General features: G+C 54.9%; 14 protein-coding genes and 1 tRNA gene. 8 read left to right on the top strand and 7 right to left on the bottom strand.

Annotated elements, in window-relative coordinates; genetic code table 11:
• Positions 1-49: 49 nt before the first annotated feature.
• Positions 50-1,384 carry a tetratricopeptide repeat protein gene (locus GOX21_RS11640; RefSeq protein WP_170377379.1) on the bottom strand — a complete coding sequence of 445 codons (1,335 nt, stop codon included), beginning with the start codon at positions 1,382-1,384 and terminating at the stop codon, positions 50-52.
• Between the two features lie 99 nt (positions 1,385-1,483).
• On the opposite strand from GOX21_RS11640, the gene GOX21_RS11645 reads away from it, so the two are divergent.
• The 4 genes from GOX21_RS11645 to GOX21_RS11660 all read left to right on the top strand — a co-directional run bounded on the left by GOX21_RS11645 (position 1,484) and on the right by GOX21_RS11660 (position 5,765).
• Complete coding sequence (locus GOX21_RS11645; protein ID WP_170377381.1) at positions 1,484-1,702, top strand: hypothetical protein; 219 nt, start codon at positions 1,484-1,486, stop codon at positions 1,700-1,702.
• A 25-nt stretch (positions 1,703-1,727) separates the two neighbouring features.
• Positions 1,728-3,194: a guanitoxin biosynthesis MBL fold metallo-hydrolase GntH gene (gene gntH, locus GOX21_RS11650; RefSeq protein WP_217353039.1), complete on the top strand. Its 1,467-nt coding sequence runs from the start codon at positions 1,728-1,730 to the stop codon at positions 3,192-3,194.
• 14 nt (positions 3,195-3,208) lie between these two features.
• A complete protein-coding gene (locus GOX21_RS11655; RefSeq protein ID WP_170377383.1) occupies positions 3,209-4,189 on the top strand; it encodes a CobW family GTP-binding protein in 981 nt (326 codons plus the stop codon).
• A 1,012-nt stretch (positions 4,190-5,201) separates the two neighbouring features.
• A complete protein-coding gene (locus GOX21_RS11660) occupies positions 5,202-5,765 on the top strand; it encodes a hypothetical protein (RefSeq protein ID WP_170377385.1) in 564 nt (187 codons plus the stop codon).
• Here the strand turns inward: GOX21_RS11660 and GOX21_RS11665 are convergent.
• The 4 genes from GOX21_RS11665 to GOX21_RS11680 all read right to left on the bottom strand — a co-directional run bounded on the left by GOX21_RS11665 (position 5,749) and on the right by GOX21_RS11680 (position 9,634).
• Complete coding sequence (locus GOX21_RS11665; protein ID WP_217353040.1) at positions 5,749-6,594, bottom strand: hypothetical protein; 846 nt, start codon at positions 6,592-6,594, stop codon at positions 5,749-5,751. The two genes, GOX21_RS11660 and GOX21_RS11665, sit on opposite strands and share 17 nt — an antisense overlap.
• Before the next feature lie 76 nt (positions 6,595-6,670).
• Positions 6,671-8,317: an arylsulfatase gene (locus GOX21_RS11670; RefSeq protein ID WP_170377387.1), complete on the bottom strand. Its 1,647-nt coding sequence runs from the start codon at positions 8,315-8,317 to the stop codon at positions 6,671-6,673.
• Positions 8,318-9,090: 773 nt separating this feature from the next.
• Positions 9,091-9,166 (bottom strand) — tRNA-Ala (locus GOX21_RS11675).
• Positions 9,167-9,307: 141 nt separating this feature from the next.
• Complete coding sequence (locus tag GOX21_RS11680) at positions 9,308-9,634, bottom strand: TIGR02300 family protein (protein WP_170350278.1); 327 nt, start codon at positions 9,632-9,634, stop codon at positions 9,308-9,310.
• Positions 9,635-9,734: 100 nt separating this feature from the next.
• Between GOX21_RS11680 and GOX21_RS11685 the strand changes: the two genes are divergently transcribed.
• From GOX21_RS11685 to GOX21_RS11695, 3 genes are all read left to right on the top strand, one after another.
• Positions 9,735-10,430 (top strand): M48 family metallopeptidase, encoded by a 696-nt coding sequence (locus tag GOX21_RS11685; protein ID WP_170377389.1) that lies wholly within the window; start codon positions 9,735-9,737, stop codon positions 10,428-10,430.
• 30 nt (positions 10,431-10,460) lie between these two features.
• Complete coding sequence (locus GOX21_RS11690) at positions 10,461-11,108, top strand: GntR family transcriptional regulator (RefSeq protein WP_170377391.1); 648 nt, start codon at positions 10,461-10,463, stop codon at positions 11,106-11,108.
• Positions 11,109-11,219: 111 nt separating this feature from the next.
• Complete coding sequence (locus GOX21_RS11695; RefSeq protein WP_170377393.1) at positions 11,220-12,347, top strand: lytic murein transglycosylase; 1,128 nt, start codon at positions 11,220-11,222, stop codon at positions 12,345-12,347.
• A 4-nt stretch (positions 12,348-12,351) separates the two neighbouring features.
• On the opposite strand, the gene GOX21_RS11700 is transcribed toward GOX21_RS11695, so the two are convergent.
• Positions 12,352-13,314 (bottom strand): acetyl-CoA carboxylase carboxyltransferase subunit alpha, encoded by a 963-nt coding sequence (locus GOX21_RS11700; protein WP_170350282.1) that lies wholly within the window; start codon positions 13,312-13,314, stop codon positions 12,352-12,354.
• 121 nt (positions 13,315-13,435) lie between these two features.
• On the opposite strand from GOX21_RS11700, the gene GOX21_RS11705 reads away from it, so the two are divergent.
• A complete protein-coding gene (locus GOX21_RS11705; protein WP_170377395.1) occupies positions 13,436-14,269 on the top strand; it encodes an AraC family transcriptional regulator in 834 nt (277 codons plus the stop codon).
• Position 14,270: 1 nt separating this feature from the next.
• On the opposite strand, the gene GOX21_RS11710 is transcribed toward GOX21_RS11705, so the two are convergent.
• A complete protein-coding gene (locus tag GOX21_RS11710; protein ID WP_170377397.1) occupies positions 14,271-14,867 on the bottom strand; it encodes a LysE family translocator in 597 nt (198 codons plus the stop codon).
• Positions 14,868-14,905 lie beyond the last annotated feature (38 nt).

A 14,905-nucleotide genomic window follows, 5' to 3' on the forward strand; every position in this document is an offset into this window, starting at 1 on the left:
TGAATAGATTTTGACGCTCGTTTCTAGGCAATAGGCGAGATACGTTTCGTCAGTATCTACTCAGCGTCTCCAGTATCATATTCCGTGTATTGACGTCGTTGTGGAAAATCCTGCCGGCGAGAAACTCGGACGGAAACTCAGGCCATGTCCTGCGCATTTCAGCGACGAGCCGTCGTGCTTCTTCTGAATTTCCCAACTGATCATACGCAACGGCTTGGAATAAGAGCGAAGGCGCACTGACTGGCGCTCCGGCAGCTGGCGCTCCCTGAAAGGCTTCAACAACACTTTCGTAGTTCCCGAGCATAAGTTGTGAAACGCCCCAGATGTTTCTCGCACCAAACCTACCAGATCCTGATTTGGGTCTCTCCGGGTTGCTAACCTCGGCAGCAAGTTCCGGGGCGTTAGCCAAGATGGCGGTCATACCTGCAACGTCGAGAATATGGCCATCCTTCGGCGCCAGTTCGACGGACATTCTAGCGTATTTCAATGCCTCGTTTGGCTGGTTTTTGACAGCCAGCACCCAACCATTTGCGCCGTTTGCCCACGCATCAGAGGGGGATAATTCAAGCGCTTTTCCAGACATTTCCGAGGCTTGATTGAAGAGATCATCCCTTTGTGCTTCATCCGGCGACAACACTGCCAGGATCGCCAAGACCTGCGCTGATCCGGCATAGCCGTCGGACAGAGCCGGGTCGAGTTCCCTAGCGTGCTGGAACATTCCCAGCGCTATTTGCTGACGCTTGACATCAAAAACGGGGAAAAACATGCCGCGGGCTTGATCCGCAAGGTTGACCGCCTGGAGTCGTGTCAATGATTGTTCACCAAGCGCCACACGTTCTGCTTGTTCGATGGATCGAGTTGTTGGCACAACCTCCCTGTTATCCTGGCTCATCCAGATGCCAAGCACAGCGACCAATGCAAGAACACCCAGTCCAGCATGCAGCAGTTGCCGCGAACGCCAACGGCCAACTGGATTGTCGCTCTTCAGTTCACTTGATGTGCGGTCTTCGATTGTAGGTTCGAATGAAAACCGCGGCTTGTATCCGCCGGGGTCAACAAAAATGCGAACTCCATTGCCGTCCCAGTGATCTTCGTAGAACTGATGCAAAAGGCGACGCAGCCGCCTTGCCTCAACGCGAACCAGGTTTTGACCACCAGTACCATCTATGCGCCGCCCATAGACCTCAACAGCGATAGCTTTGCCTCTAATCTGAGTGCTTCGACCAGATAGAGATTCCTCGACTATATAGGTGAGAAATTGCGTGAGTCGGGGTGAAGCTTGAAACCCGTCGCTTGATACGATTCGACTCAGAGCTTCCCGGATGAGTTCCGGAGAAGGCTGTTCAACATGTTGATTTACTAGCAAATCGTTGGATTTGTTCAATGTCAACTCACCCCCAGCTCACGGTGACTCACTTGGCCTCTGCGGTCAACCGCACTCATCTTGATTTGAGAATGGATAGTGGGCGTCGGGATTTTTCCAGTGACGTTGGACCTGATTGAAGAAATTCCAGAACTTTCCGATGTGCTGTTGAGGCGCATGGAAACGGATGCGCTACTCGGCGAGGTCATCGAAGACCTGAAGAAAGCATCTGCATTTTCGAAAGACGCATCGATCACGGCCTCAGAGCGCGCCGAATGGGCCCACATCAAATCTGAACTCATCAATGAACTTCGCCGCATGTTGAAGCGCAATATGTAAGACACTTCTAACTGAGGACCAATCCATGACCAAGGAAGACAATAGAAAAGACCAAGACGACAAACAGGTTCAGGCGTCAGATCAAATTGAAGACCCGTCGCGACGGAGTGTTCTTAAGGGCTTGGCCACTGGAGCGGCTGCGACAGGGGCGGCTGGGTTAGCGGCAGGGAGTGCTGAGGCTCACCAAGGAGACGGCCCCTTGGGAGAAACACTCAAGAACCCATACGGTGGTCGGCCCGCAGGCGGCATCTCGTTGCCGGAGTACTTCCGTCCGACGAAGTACATGACTGGTTCAAATGCGAACTATTTTCCACTTAGTGAGGAGTTGGGGCCAGATGAGATGCGCATCTCATTCTGTGGCTCAACACCATATCCGCCGCGTGAAGATCAGGCGGGTACTTGCATCATGGTGGAGTTGGGGAATGGAAAACGGTTCTTCTTTGACTTTGGATCCGGTTGTGTCCGCAACATCATTGCCATGCAAGTGCCGGGGCAACTGATCAACGATATCTTCATCTCTCATTTGCATGTCGACCACTACGCCGACATTCCTTATATCTATCCGTTCCGGGCCTGGTCTGGAGGGTATACACCATTGCGCATCCATGGTCCCTCTGGTCGGACGCCCGAACTTGGCACAGCCGGAATGGTTAAAGGCATGCAACAGATGCTCAAATGGCATCTTGAAGCTTTCGACGTGTTCCCAATTGGTGACGGCTATGAGATCGAGGTCAACGAGTTCGATTTCCGCCAAGAAGGTGGCATCGTTTATGACCAAGACGGTGTGACTGTTCGGTCCTGGCCGCGCAGTCATGCCAAGGACGGCGCAGTTGGTTATCGGCTCGATTGGAACGGTCTGAGCTTTGTATGGACCGGCGATGGACGCCCGGATGAGCTTTCACGGAAATACGGCGAAGGTGTTGATGTCTTTGTAACCGAAATGTCGGGACAGGATATTGGTCAGTTGATGACCTACAAATACGGTATCCCACAGGATCTCTTTAACTACACTATCGATACGCATCACACCTCCCACTATGCCGTGGGTAAGCTCTTTGCTGACACAAGGCCGCGTTTGGGAATGGTGACACACTATACCCAGGACGAAGACATCGACGCTGAAATGCTGGCTGGTATTCGCGCCCACTACGACGGTCTGTTCCAATGGGGTCTCGATGTAGCCGTTGTGAACGTGACCAAGGATGCAATCTGGTACAGGAAAGCTGCACTGCCCGGAAAATCCGGTACTGTGCCACCATTTCGTGAACTGGCTGCGGCAGCCGAGGCCGGGCGTATTGAGCTTCCGGATGAAATCACATTACCGAATCCGAGGCTCACCCGAGCAGATCAGCAAGACCAGAAGTACCGTGATATGGAGATCGATCCACGCGAATACTACCCAACTGACGTTTTCCGAGCACCCGGCGGAGACTGGCCGCAGGACTTTACCATCAAAGTTTCGGATGTAATCGGCCCGCGTGATGAAGACTGAGAGGAGATCGAACAATGATTGAATTTGGTTTGACTTCTGCGATCCCCGTAACGATCCTTACCGGCTTTCTAGGAGCCGGTAAAACAACGCTTCTGAACCGCATCCTCACCGGCAATCACGGATTACGAGTGGCAGTCCTTGTGAATGACTTTGGATCAATAAACGTAGACGCCGACCTGGTAGTTGGCCTCGAAGATGACGTTATGAGCTTGGCGAATGGATGCGTTTGCTGCTCGATACGAGATGACCTGATCGAGACTGTGGAAGCCGTTCTCGCCCGGCCTGAGAAACCGGAATACATCGTCCTTGAAGCGAGTGGCGTGTCGGACCCGTCTTCAATCGCGATGACATTTACCGATCAGAAGTTTCGGGACATGATCCGCTTGGACAGCCTTATGTGTCTGGTCGATGCGGAACAGCTTTTTGCTGCGCCGGAACAAATGGAACTGAAGCTCCGTCAAATCGCGTTCTCAGATATGGTTATTTTGAACAAAGTCGATCTTGTCGACAGGGCCGCTGTTCAAAGGGTGCACGATTGGCTCGGGTCTCGCTTCCGTCGCTATCGTTTGGTCGAAGCTGTCAATGCGGACGTCCCACTGGATATACTTCTTTCAGTCGGTCGCTTTGCCGCCGAACAGCTACAAACAGAAATACCCGATCATCACGAACATGGACCGGATTGTGGTTGCCAAGCCTCTGATCACTCAGACAGCTTCTCAACAACCATGATGAAGGCTGAACGCCCGATAAGCTTATCTTCTCTCCGGAGCGCAATTCGAAAGCTTCCGGGCGATGTGTATCGCCTCAAGGGCTTTGTTTTTAGCGAGGAGGATCCAGATCATCGCATTCTCGTTCAGGTCGTTGGAAAACGTATGGACATCGCACGTGATGGCGCTTGGGGTGACCGCAAACCCGAAACAAGGCTTGTCGCAATAGGCGCACCGGGGGCCCTCTCCGAGGATGTGCTTTCGGATACGCTTATGGAGACAGTCTGAAAGCCATGTTCGATCAAGTATTTTGGCTATAAGTCAACCGTGCTGGATAATTTCATCCAGTTCGGCGGCGGCGGACTGTGAGTGGGCCATTGACGTCATTGCCAACCTGGCGATCTCAAGTGCAAGCTACCCATGAAAAAACGGCCTGCTAAGAGGAGACCGCCTATGAACCTCAGGTTGCTACGCTGCTCCATATTTGCTGGGATTGGTGCCCTTTCTGGTACTGCGTGGGCAGAGTCCCAGGAAGAAGAACTAGCAAAGCAACTTGCTAACCCCGTGGCCGCTCTCATTAGTGTACCATTCCAGCTGAACTATGATCAGAATTTGGGTGCCGACAGAAATGGTTCGCGTTGGATATTAAACGTACAACCGGTTGTTCCCTTTGATCTTACGGATGATTAGAACCTCATATCCCGAACAATTCTTCCAATTGCCTCCATAGATGGTGGCCTACCGGGTTCTGGATCCGAGACTGGGCTAGGAGATACTGTTCAAAACTTATTTCTTTCGCCCAAAAAACCAAGTGCGGGCGGTTGGATCTGGGGGGCTGGCCCCGTTTTTCTGCTGCCAACGTCGACAGATAACAGCTTAGGTCTCGGAGAGTGGGGTGCTGGAGTTACCGGCGTGGCACTCAAACAGCAGGGTCCGTGGACATATGGTGGCCTGACAAATCACATCTGGGACATTGATAGTGATACCGACATCAACCAGACGTTCTTACAGCCATTTATTTCCTACACAAATTCGAACGCGTGGACGTTCACTTTAAACACTGAGTCCACCTACAGCTGGGAAACCGATCAATGGTCTGTGCCAATCAACGGTGTTGTCACCAAAGTACCCAACTCGGGGATCAACTTATCAGCGTGGGCGGGGGGGTACGCTACTGGGCCGACGGCCCCGATAGTGGGCCCGACGGTTGGGGCATGAGATTTGTAGCCACCTTGCTGTTTCCCAAGTAGTTGAGCCTTTCCTGAGAGAATACCGCTTACCGGATGCAGGCATTGCGCTGATGAAAGCGAACGGCGGTTTGCTCCGCACCTCGGAGGATGTAGAGCTCGTAATGAAGGTCCGGTTTGGGCTGCGACCGGTCATTGATGCAAAAAGTAGCGAAGGCGGCAGCGAGCCCTTAGTGGCGAATGCTTCGTCGCTCAAAAACGGCCGCATTGCGCAGAAAGCGGGCTATGCAAAGTTCGTCAAACCGCCTCAGCCAGGCTTTGTATTTTTGACACCATCGCTGCAAAGCACTCGACTTAGCCGAGTTGGCGTCGATCATGGGGAGCGGTTTTCTAGTTTCAGCATCGTTGTAGGCAAGAGAATTTGGGAGAGCCGCCGCAATCGCCATAGCGCTCCTAATACTGTTAATGGTGTGACGGTGGCTCGCCAAAGCGCCGTTTTCGTGAAAGGTGCTGCCAAAAGAACCAAGAGACAGGCTGGAGCTAAAATAAGGAAAACTGCTATTGTCATACTTCTTGTCGTTCAGTCGACACTTGAAACATCAGTCTCAATGCGATTGCATTTCACGCACCTACACGGTTGTTTGCAATCAAAGTTCAGCGTCAAAATTGAGTATTGAAGCCAGCAAAGATCTGCCATTTTGCCTGCCCTGGCCCTTTGCTCGCAACTGAGTACTGCGGTTCGACAAAAACGTTGTAGGTGATGTCCTTCTTTTTGAACACTTGCCCGATACCCAAGCCGATTGGCACATTATAGCCGTCCGATTCAAAATCGTAGGTCATTATTGGCGCTGACCTTAGGTATGTCCCTCCACCGAGTTGGTAGAACAGAAAAGGTTGAAAAGCTCCGATATTTACATCCTTTGCATCACTGTCTCCGGCAAAACTGGCTTGCCAAGTCAGAAGGTAACCGTATTGGAATATCGGTGACGACGCATTGAACAAAACGTTCGCGATACCGGCTGACCATTTTTTAGATCCAGACCCATCCGTCGAACCTGTTGGCGCGGTTAATTGAGGACCGAGACCAAAGCTAACAGCCGGATTTCCAATATCTATAAGGTAAGCGGCAAAAACGTTGAGGTCACCAACGCCCGTCGTTTTCCCACTTTGTGCCGGGAATGAATTTAAAGGCAAAGAAGCCCTTAGAACCCAATTTGTGTTCCCCAAGCTCAAAGGTTGCGCATACCTGAGCCAAAACTGATTGCCAGTTTGGTCCGTTCCGGAAATATCGCCAATATAATAGTTCTGAACGTTGACCGCTTTGAAATTTGCCAGCGGATTATTCGCCTGAGCTGCTGCTGAGGCCGCGTCGCTCTCCTGTGCAACCACAGGATTGCCTGTTGCCGTAGATACTCCCAGAAAGACGAAAAGGCTAAAGAAGAACCTGGCAAGGAAATTCCGGGTCGAAGTTACATTTGTACCTGAAGCCTTCAGATTGGTCTGCACCTTGCTACTCCTTGCCCCACTCGACTGTGTCATCGAAGTGTCGAGGCGCCGCATAACGACGCCTCAACCATTTGCATCAATTCCCGGTTGGAAGGCTTAGCGAGAACCCGTCTTTTTCCAGCTGGTCTCGCACAGTCTTGAACCGGTGATACTCGGTTAGAGTAATCGGACCAGAATATGACTCGCTCTGAACTGGACGCGGCGGATACTCAATGTAGGTTTTTACCACACGTTCAAGTTCGCCCATCAGCGTCGGAACTGTCCAAGTGTTCTCACGCCCGGTTGTCATGAAGATGTCATACCGCTCCATGGGATCTTCCCACAGGTTGAACACCTGCGGAACGGTGGCAACGTACTTTTCAGCACCGCGCCAACCCAATTCGGCTGCCGGGGCTTCAGAACCGGCCCGTGCACCATTGTCGCCACGCATGTTGAAGACAGCTTTCCATTCGTTAACGCGCACCGCGCCCGGCGAAAGTTCATTTTCTGTAAAATATGCCCAGGAGTTGCGCTGCGGATCAGCCTCTCCAAACAGGACTGGAGCCATATCGATGCTGTCAAAGATCGTCGGTTGACCTTCCCGGTCTTCGGTCGGCAACGGCACTCCTGCAAGGCTCGCAAAGGTGGCCATCAAGTCAGTACCACCGGTAATGTCGCTCGACTTCGAATCCGGCGCAATTTTACCTGTCCATTTGGCGAAGAACGGTACGCGGTACGCTCCTTCCCGGTCGGTTCCCTTAGTTCCGCGAAACGGTGTCATGCCGGCATCAGGATGAACATCCTGCCACGCGCCATTATCAACAGTGTAAATGATCAGGGTACTTTCCCCAATTCCAAGATCTTCCACCTTGTCGAGGATTTGACCAGTGTGGAAATCAAGCTCGACCACCTTGTCGCCGTACTTGTTCTTTACCGCTGACTTACCCACGAAATCAGGCGACGGCAGGTTAGGCTGGTGGTTTGCAGCCCAGTTGATCGACATGAAGAACGGTTTGTCCAGACCAGCAAGACGCTCCAGTTCCGCCACTGCCTTTTCTGCACCAACCTTGTCCAACGCAGCTAGATCTGCGGTTGTCATGTCTTCAATGGTCAGCACTTCTTTGGCAGGTTCACCAGCTACACCTTCAAATACGCCAGTGGTGTTCTCTTTGTAAAATGCCCTCTGATCGTCGGACATCTGCACATTCCAGTCGTCCAGAGCATAAGTATACGCGTTCAGGTGATAGAGGAATGTATTCTCCATCTTGTCATAGCCATGGGCAATTGGCATGGCATAATCCGCTTCACCGAGATGCCACTTACCCATGAAGTAAGTGTTGTAGTCAGCCTGTTTCAAAACAGACGCAATCGTCCATTCTGCCGCCGGCAGTCCACCACCTTGACCCTGAAAAGCAACCGTCGTCATGCCTGAACGGTTCGGGTAACGCCCGGTCTGCATTGCTGCACGTCCGGGTGTGCAGGAAGATTGAGCGTAGAAATCCGTGAACATCATCCCCTGCTTGGCCATTTGATCAAGGTTGGGGGTGTCCATGCCACGCGCTGCGCCACCATGATAGGCACCAAGGTCCCAATAACCAGTATCGTCAGAAACGATCAGAATGATGTTGGGTTTGCTCCCGTATGTCGATAGCGATGTCGGATCGAAATCCTGAGCCGTCGCGGAGTTCGCAAAAGTACAAAAGAAAGCAGCCAAAGGCGTGGCAACTTGGTGAGGTTTGATCATGTTAGTCTCCTTCTCAGGAAAAGCATCAAAGTTAAGAAATTGCGCCCTTTTAACGGTCTATATACCGTGCAGGACACAACGCGCCTTGGGCTATTCCGAATAGCTTCCTATTCTTATGGGTAGCTCAGACTTTAGGGGCACCGTTTCATCACCCTGAAAATCACAATGATGCGTCGACAACTTTTAGGTAATCCTGGAGATCGTTTTCAGGAACCTTTTGCGGCGTTTGAAAGTCCAGACCAACACTCCACCTTTTTGATCGACCTAACCCACGAACAAGACTTGCTTTCCCCGCAAAAAGTATGGCCGCCTCATTTTCATCGAAGGTTGTCAGTGGAAAACGGCAGAGAACCAACAACTCACATTATGTTATTGCGATTCATTTATTTGTCAAAAACTTCGTCGTGTGCAAATCCAGCCCCGGATGTCTTCGTCCTGATAGATCAAAGGCCAACCAAGCACTAACTTTCAATTTGGACCACTTAAATGAGGCGGCTCAGTTCGACCACGCGCTAGAAGCGGGCGTAATCGCGAATTGGGTTGGGCGCACCCAGAGCAGGCCATCGCTTTAGACCGTGTGCCTTTTTGCGCAGCAAGGATTTTGGGACCTTCCTATTAAATGTCCGGTTTGCGCGGTTGGCGGCGTGCCGCGCTTGCATATGCGCGCGGCTTGATCGATTGCGGCTTCGGGCTCTGAGTTCCGCTTCGGCCCCAAAGGAAAATCCTGCTGCCAAAAAGGAAGAACTATGCGTTGCGGATCATTTGTTAGGTTTTGGTGGAGCCTAGGGGAGTCGAACCCCTGACCTCTTGCATGCCATGCAAGCGCTCTCCCAACTGAGCTAAGGCCCCATCAAGGTACTGCCGAAGCAGTGGACGGACGTTTATGAGACGGCGACGGTGAGCGCAAGACCAAAAATGGAATTTGCCAAAAAGTTTCCGACCCGCGTCCGGGGTGGGCATGAGGCGACGCGGGGCCGCCTCTGACCGGTTTTAGTTTTCGTCTTCCGACGACATGTCGGTGATATCGTCCAACGAGACGTTATCGTTGTCGTCGTCATCATCGTCTAGCAGATCGTCGTCCAGTTCGACGTCGACATTGTCGTCATCATCCAGAACGATATCTTCATCCGACGCGTTCTCACGCGCTTTGGCCGAGGCGGCATCCTCCGCATCTGCGGCGATCATCCGGCTTTTGCCGGTCTCAAGCTCCACGATCTCGCCGGTATAGGGGCTGACGATCGGGTCCTTGTTCAGGTCATAAAACCGCTTACCGGTTGTCGGGCAAACGCGCTTTACGCCCCATTCTTCCTTGGGCATGTGAAATCCCCTTGATATCAGGTGAGTCGTATCAACGATTCAGGTCACGTGCCACATGCAGCGGGCACTGTCAAAGCCTTTGCGCAGGAGAAACAGGTATATGGGAGATCACGCACTGCCCGGGACGCCACCGGTGCCACTGACGTTGCGCAAATCGGCGCGAGCGCGGCGGATCAGTTTGCGGATTTCCCAATTGGATGGCCGGGTTACGCTGACCTATCCACAAGGCGTGCCAGAAGCCGAAGCCTTGAGTTTTGCGCGCACCAAGGAAGAGTGGATACGTCAGCACCTGCTGGACCGTCCTGACCCTGCGGTGGTTCAGTTCGGGCAAACCATCCCGATCGAAGGCACAGAGCGGCGAATCGTGCCTGCCAGCGGGCGGCGCGTTCTGTTACAGGGCGATGAGGTTGCAGTGCCCGAGGGTGCCGAGGCACGGCGTCTGGCGCGATTTCTCAAGGAATTGGCGCGTGATCGCCTGACCGGCGCCTGCGATGATTACGCGGCGATGCTGGGACGGTCCTATTCCAGCCTGACCATGCGCGATACACGGTCGCGTTGGGGGTCGTGCAGTTCCGCTGGCGGTCTGATGTTTTCCTGGCGGTTGATCCTAGCGCCGCCTGAGATCCTGCATTATGTCGCCGCGCATGAGGTGGCGCATCTGGTAGAGATGAACCATTCGGCCGATTTTTGGGCGCAGGTCGAGCAGATTTTCGGCGACTATCGCGATCAGCGGCGTTGGCTGCGCGACAACGGGGCGCAACTGCATCAATACAGATTTGATGCGTCCGCGAGTTGACCCTGGGCTCATTTGTGATCACATGGGGATATGTTGTCAGCGCGTCCCACTGAATCCCATACTGCCACCCATGATCGGGTCTATCGCATCCTTCGCGCACGTATCATGCACGGTGAAATGGCGCCGGGGCAGGCGCTGACCCTGCGCGGGATCGGTAAGGAATTTGGCGTCTCGATGACCCCCGCGCGCGAGGCCGTGCGCCGCTTGGCAGCCGAGGGAGCGCTGTTTCTATCCACATCGGGCCGGGTTTCGACGCCTGAGCTGACTAATGACCGGATCGAAGAGTTGGCTGCGCTTCGTGCGCTGCTTGAGGTCGAACTTGCCAGCCGCGCCCTGCCGCGTGCACATATGGCGCTGATTGACCGGCTGCAAAGCATCAACATGAACGTGGCCGAGATGGTCACCAAACGTGATGCCGTTGGCTATATTCGCTCAAACCTAGAATTTCACCGCACTCTGTATCTGCGGGCGCAGGCTCCGGCAATGCTCGCGATTGCAGAAACAGTCTGGCTGCAACTTGGTCCCACCATGCGTGCGCTGTACGGCCGACTGCGGCGGACCGACCCGCCGCATAACCACAAACTGATCATCGCCGCTTTGCAGGCCGGTGACGAGCCTGGATTGCGTTTGGCCGTCCGCTCGGACGTGACTCAGGGACTGAGGTTGCTGGTCAGCTGAGCGGCTTGTTGCCGAAGCCCGAATTTTGCATCTGATTGACGTCGTCGTTCTGGTTTGGGGATTGGGTCTGGGCTAGTCTGGACCAAATCACAACAAGAGCAGTTTTCAGTTATGATCAATCGACGGATATTTTCTTTGGGACTCGGGTCAGCCCTGTTATCTGCCTGTTCCACAGGCACCCCCACCAGCACCCCGGCGTCACGGATGCGGCCTGTGCCCAACGCCGGGTGGGATGCATGGGTTGCTGGTTTCAAGGGCCGCGCGGCGTCGCAGGGGATATCGCAGACAACCCTAAACCTGGCTTTTCAGGGGGCGGGGTACCTGCCCGATGTGATCGAGCGGGACCGCAATCAAGTCGAATTCAAACGTTCGCTCGAGGACTATTTGGCCATCGCGGCCTCAGATGAGCGGATCGCAACCGGCAAGCAGATGCTGGTGCGCCATGCAGGCACCCTGTCGCAGATCGAAGCGAAATATGGCGTCGACAAAGAAGTAATCGTGGCCGTCTGGGGCTTGGAAAGCCGCTACGGCGCGCGGCGCGGGGATGTGCCGGTGGTGTCCGCAGTGTCGACTTTGGCTTATGACGGGCGGCGCGGTGCGTTCTTTGAAAAGCAACTGATCGCAGCTTTGCGGATCATTCAAGAGGGCGACACAAGCCCCGCCAACATGACCGGCAGCTGGGCCGGAGCAATGGGACACACGCAGTTCATTCCGACGTCCTATCTGGCCTATGCGGTGGATTTCACCGCCGATGGGCGGCGCGATATCTGGTCCGAGGACCCGACAGATTCGCTGGCCTCGACCGCAGCCTATCTGGCACGCGCGGGTTGGGTGCGTGGACAGCCCTGGGGTGGTGAGGCCGGGACGGTGTCTGGTTCGCCCGTTGCAGTTCTGCAGCCGCAAAAGCCGGGGCCACGTATCGCGGTATTCCGCAATTTTCAGGTCATCAAGCGCTATAACAATTCGGACAGCTACGCGATTGGCGTCGGACATTTGTCTGACCGGATTGCAGGCGGTGCGCCGTTTCAGGCCTCATTCGGGCCAGACGCAACGGGTTTGACGCTGGAAGATCGCAAGGAGCTCCAGCGCCGACTGACATCGGCCGGCTATGATACTCAGGGCGCGGACGGGGTGATCGGCAACAACACCAAATCCGCCATCAGCGCCTATCAGCGCGCCAGTGGCATGCCGGTCACCGGGGAACCCTCGGTTGCGTTGCTGCGCGGCTTGGGGGGCTGACGGTTTACGCCGCCAGCCCTTTCGAGCCGATATCGAGGAATTTCTGCCGGCGGTCTTGAATCAGGGCCGCCGCGTCTTTGCCGTCCAGTTCTTTCAGCATCAGGGTGATAGCATCCCGAACGGATTCGACGGTGGCAGGACGGTCGCGATGGGCACCGCCTTTGGGTTCCTGAATGATAAGATCGCAGACGCCCAGCTTGTGCAGGTCCTGCGCGGTCAGGCGCAGCGCCTCGGCGGCCTCGCGCATTTTTTCGGCATCTTTCCACAGGATCGAGGCGCAGCCTTCCGGCGAGATCACCGAATAGACCGAATGTTCCAGCATCGCGACGCGGTTCGCCGTCGCAAAGGCCACAGCCCCGCCGGACCCGCCTTCGCCGATGATCACCGACACCAGCGGCACGCCGATCTTCAGGCACATCTCGGTCGACCGGGCAATGGCCTCGGACTGACCGCGTTCCTCGGCCCCCTTGCCGGGATAGGCGCCTGCCGTGTCGATCAGAGTGATAACGGGCAGGCCAAAGCGACCGGCCATTTCCATCAGGCGCACGGCCTTGCGATACCCTTCGGGGCGGGCCATGCCGAAATTCCGTTCGATCCGCGATTTGGTGTCCGAACCCTTTTCATGACCAATCACCATAACAGGCTGATCGTTGAACCGTGCCAGACCACCGATAACTGCCAGATCGTCGGCAAAGTTGCGATCGCCCGCCAGCGGGGTGAACTCGGTAAACAGCGCCTCGACATAGTCCTTGCAATGCGGGCGGTCCGGATGGCGCGCCACCTGGCATTTTCGCCAGGGGGTCAGATCGCCATAAAGCTCTTCCAGAAGCTTTGCGGCCTTGGCGTCCAGCGCAGCGGCTTCTTCGGCCACGTCCATCTCTTCGTTGGCACGGGCCAGCGCACGCAATTCCTCGGCCTTGCCTTCAATCTCGGCCAGCGGTTTTTCGAAATCCAGATACTGGGTCATGACGCCTCTCAACGCGGAAGTTCTTTGCTATATGACCTGAGGTTGCGCGGGATGCAACTCAGCAAGATTTGTGGATGCGGAATATGCGACCACGGATAAGCAAAGAGAAGGAAGGTTGCCGATGGCAAACAGCTACGAAGATCGCATTCTGCGCGTCTTGACTTACATCCACGATCACCCCGCCGGGGATCTGTCGTTGGATGCCTTGTCTGATGTGGCTGCGATGTCCCGGTTTCACTGGCATCGTGTGTTTCGCGCGATTACCGGCGAAACCTGTGCGCAAGCTGTCCGCCGGATCCGGTTGCACCGTGCCGCGTGTTGGCTGGTGCAAACCGACCGGTCCGTGGCAGAGATCGCGTCGGCGGTGGGTTATCCTAATCTGAATTCCTTTGTGCGGGCCTTTTCGCAGGCCTACAGCACCAGCCCGGCGGCCTTTAGAAAATCCGGGCGTTGGCTGGTGCTTAATCGCAAATTGAGAATCGGAGAATATCCAATGCATCCCGTTACAACCCGTACAGAACCCGCCCGCCGCGTAATCGCCTTGGCTCATAAAGGGGATTACGCAGAGATCGGCAATAAGTTTGAGGCATTTGGTGCCTTGTGTGAATCCCGCAACCTGTGGTCTCAACTTGGTCCAGTCATCGGCGTCTATCTGGACAGCCCCGATGATGTGTCACAAGACCAACTGCGCAGCTATGCAGGCGCCGAATTCAAAGGTGGTGACACACCAGAGGGTATGGAAGACGTGCAGATTCCAGGCGGCAAAACAGCTATTCTGACCTACAAGGGCCCATACTCCGGTTTGCACGCGGCGTATCACACGCTGTTCGGGAACTGGCTGCCCGAGTCAGGCGAGGAACCCGCGGACCAGCCGTGCTACGAGATCTACCTGAACGATCCGCGCAACACCGCACCCGAAGAGCTGCTGACCGAAATTTGCCTACCGCTGAAATAGGTCAGTTTGGCCACAGGACCGGGTAGAGCGAGGCGATCAGCAGCATCGCCATGGTCCAGTTGAAAACCACCAACCGGCGCGGGTTTGTCAAAATCCGCGCCATCTGCTGCCCCAGCACCGTCCAGGTGCTGACCGACGGCAGGTTCACCGCTCCGAATATCAGCGCCACGATGATGATGGCTTGCAGCGTGTGATCTGGCGTGTAGGCCGTAGTAGCCGTCAGGGCCATGGCCCAGGCCTTTGGATTGACCCATTGAAAGGCGGCAGCTTGCAGAAAGGTCATTGGATCACCCTCGGCCATCTTGCCATTGGCCGGGGCCGAGTGCGCGATCTTCCACGCCAGATACAGTAGATAGACGACCGAGACGAGTTTCAGCACCGTGTAGCTGACCGGGTATCGGTCAAATACCTGCACCAAACCGGCACCGACCAGCAGGACCATGACAGTAAACCCCAACCCGATCCCCAACATATGCGGGATGGTTCGGCGAAACCCGAAATTGGCCCCCGAGGCCATCAGCATCAGGTTGTTCGGCCCAGGCGTGATGGACGAGACAAAAGCAAAGGCGATCAGGGCCAGAAGGACGTCATAGGTCATGGCGGGGATAATCACTGACAAAACAGCAAATGAAATTG

Origin of the sequence: Ruegeria atlantica (genome assembly GCF_013032005.1) — a bacterium.
GTDB lineage: Bacteria > Pseudomonadota > Alphaproteobacteria > Rhodobacterales > Rhodobacteraceae > Ruegeria > Ruegeria atlantica_A.

Excerpts from the sequence above, each read along its gene's own strand:
- gntH (WP_217353039.1), top strand. The coding sequence starts at position 1,728 with ATGACCAAGGAAGACAATAGAAAAGACCAAGACGACAAACAGGTTCAG.
- GOX21_RS11655 (WP_170377383.1), top strand. The coding sequence starts at position 3,209 with ATGATTGAATTTGGTTTGACTTCTGCGATCCCCGTAACGATCCTTACC.
- GOX21_RS11660 (WP_170377385.1), top strand. The coding sequence starts at position 5,202 with ATGAAAGCGAACGGCGGTTTGCTCCGCACCTCGGAGGATGTAGAGCTC.
- GOX21_RS11670 (WP_170377387.1), bottom strand. The coding sequence starts at position 8,317 with ATGATCAAACCTCACCAAGTTGCCACGCCTTTGGCTGCTTTCTTTTGT.
- GOX21_RS11680 (WP_170350278.1), bottom strand. The coding sequence starts at position 9,634 with ATGCCCAAGGAAGAATGGGGCGTAAAGCGCGTTTGCCCGACAACCGGT.
- GOX21_RS11685 (WP_170377389.1), top strand. The coding sequence starts at position 9,735 with ATGGGAGATCACGCACTGCCCGGGACGCCACCGGTGCCACTGACGTTG.
- GOX21_RS11690 (WP_170377391.1), top strand. The coding sequence starts at position 10,461 with ATGTTGTCAGCGCGTCCCACTGAATCCCATACTGCCACCCATGATCGG.
- GOX21_RS11695 (WP_170377393.1), top strand. The coding sequence starts at position 11,220 with ATGATCAATCGACGGATATTTTCTTTGGGACTCGGGTCAGCCCTGTTA.
- GOX21_RS11700 (WP_170350282.1), bottom strand. The coding sequence starts at position 13,314 with ATGACCCAGTATCTGGATTTCGAAAAACCGCTGGCCGAGATTGAAGGC.
- GOX21_RS11705 (WP_170377395.1), top strand. The coding sequence starts at position 13,436 with ATGGCAAACAGCTACGAAGATCGCATTCTGCGCGTCTTGACTTACATC.
- GOX21_RS11710 (WP_170377397.1), bottom strand. The coding sequence starts at position 14,867 with ATGACCTATGACGTCCTTCTGGCCCTGATCGCCTTTGCTTTTGTCTCG.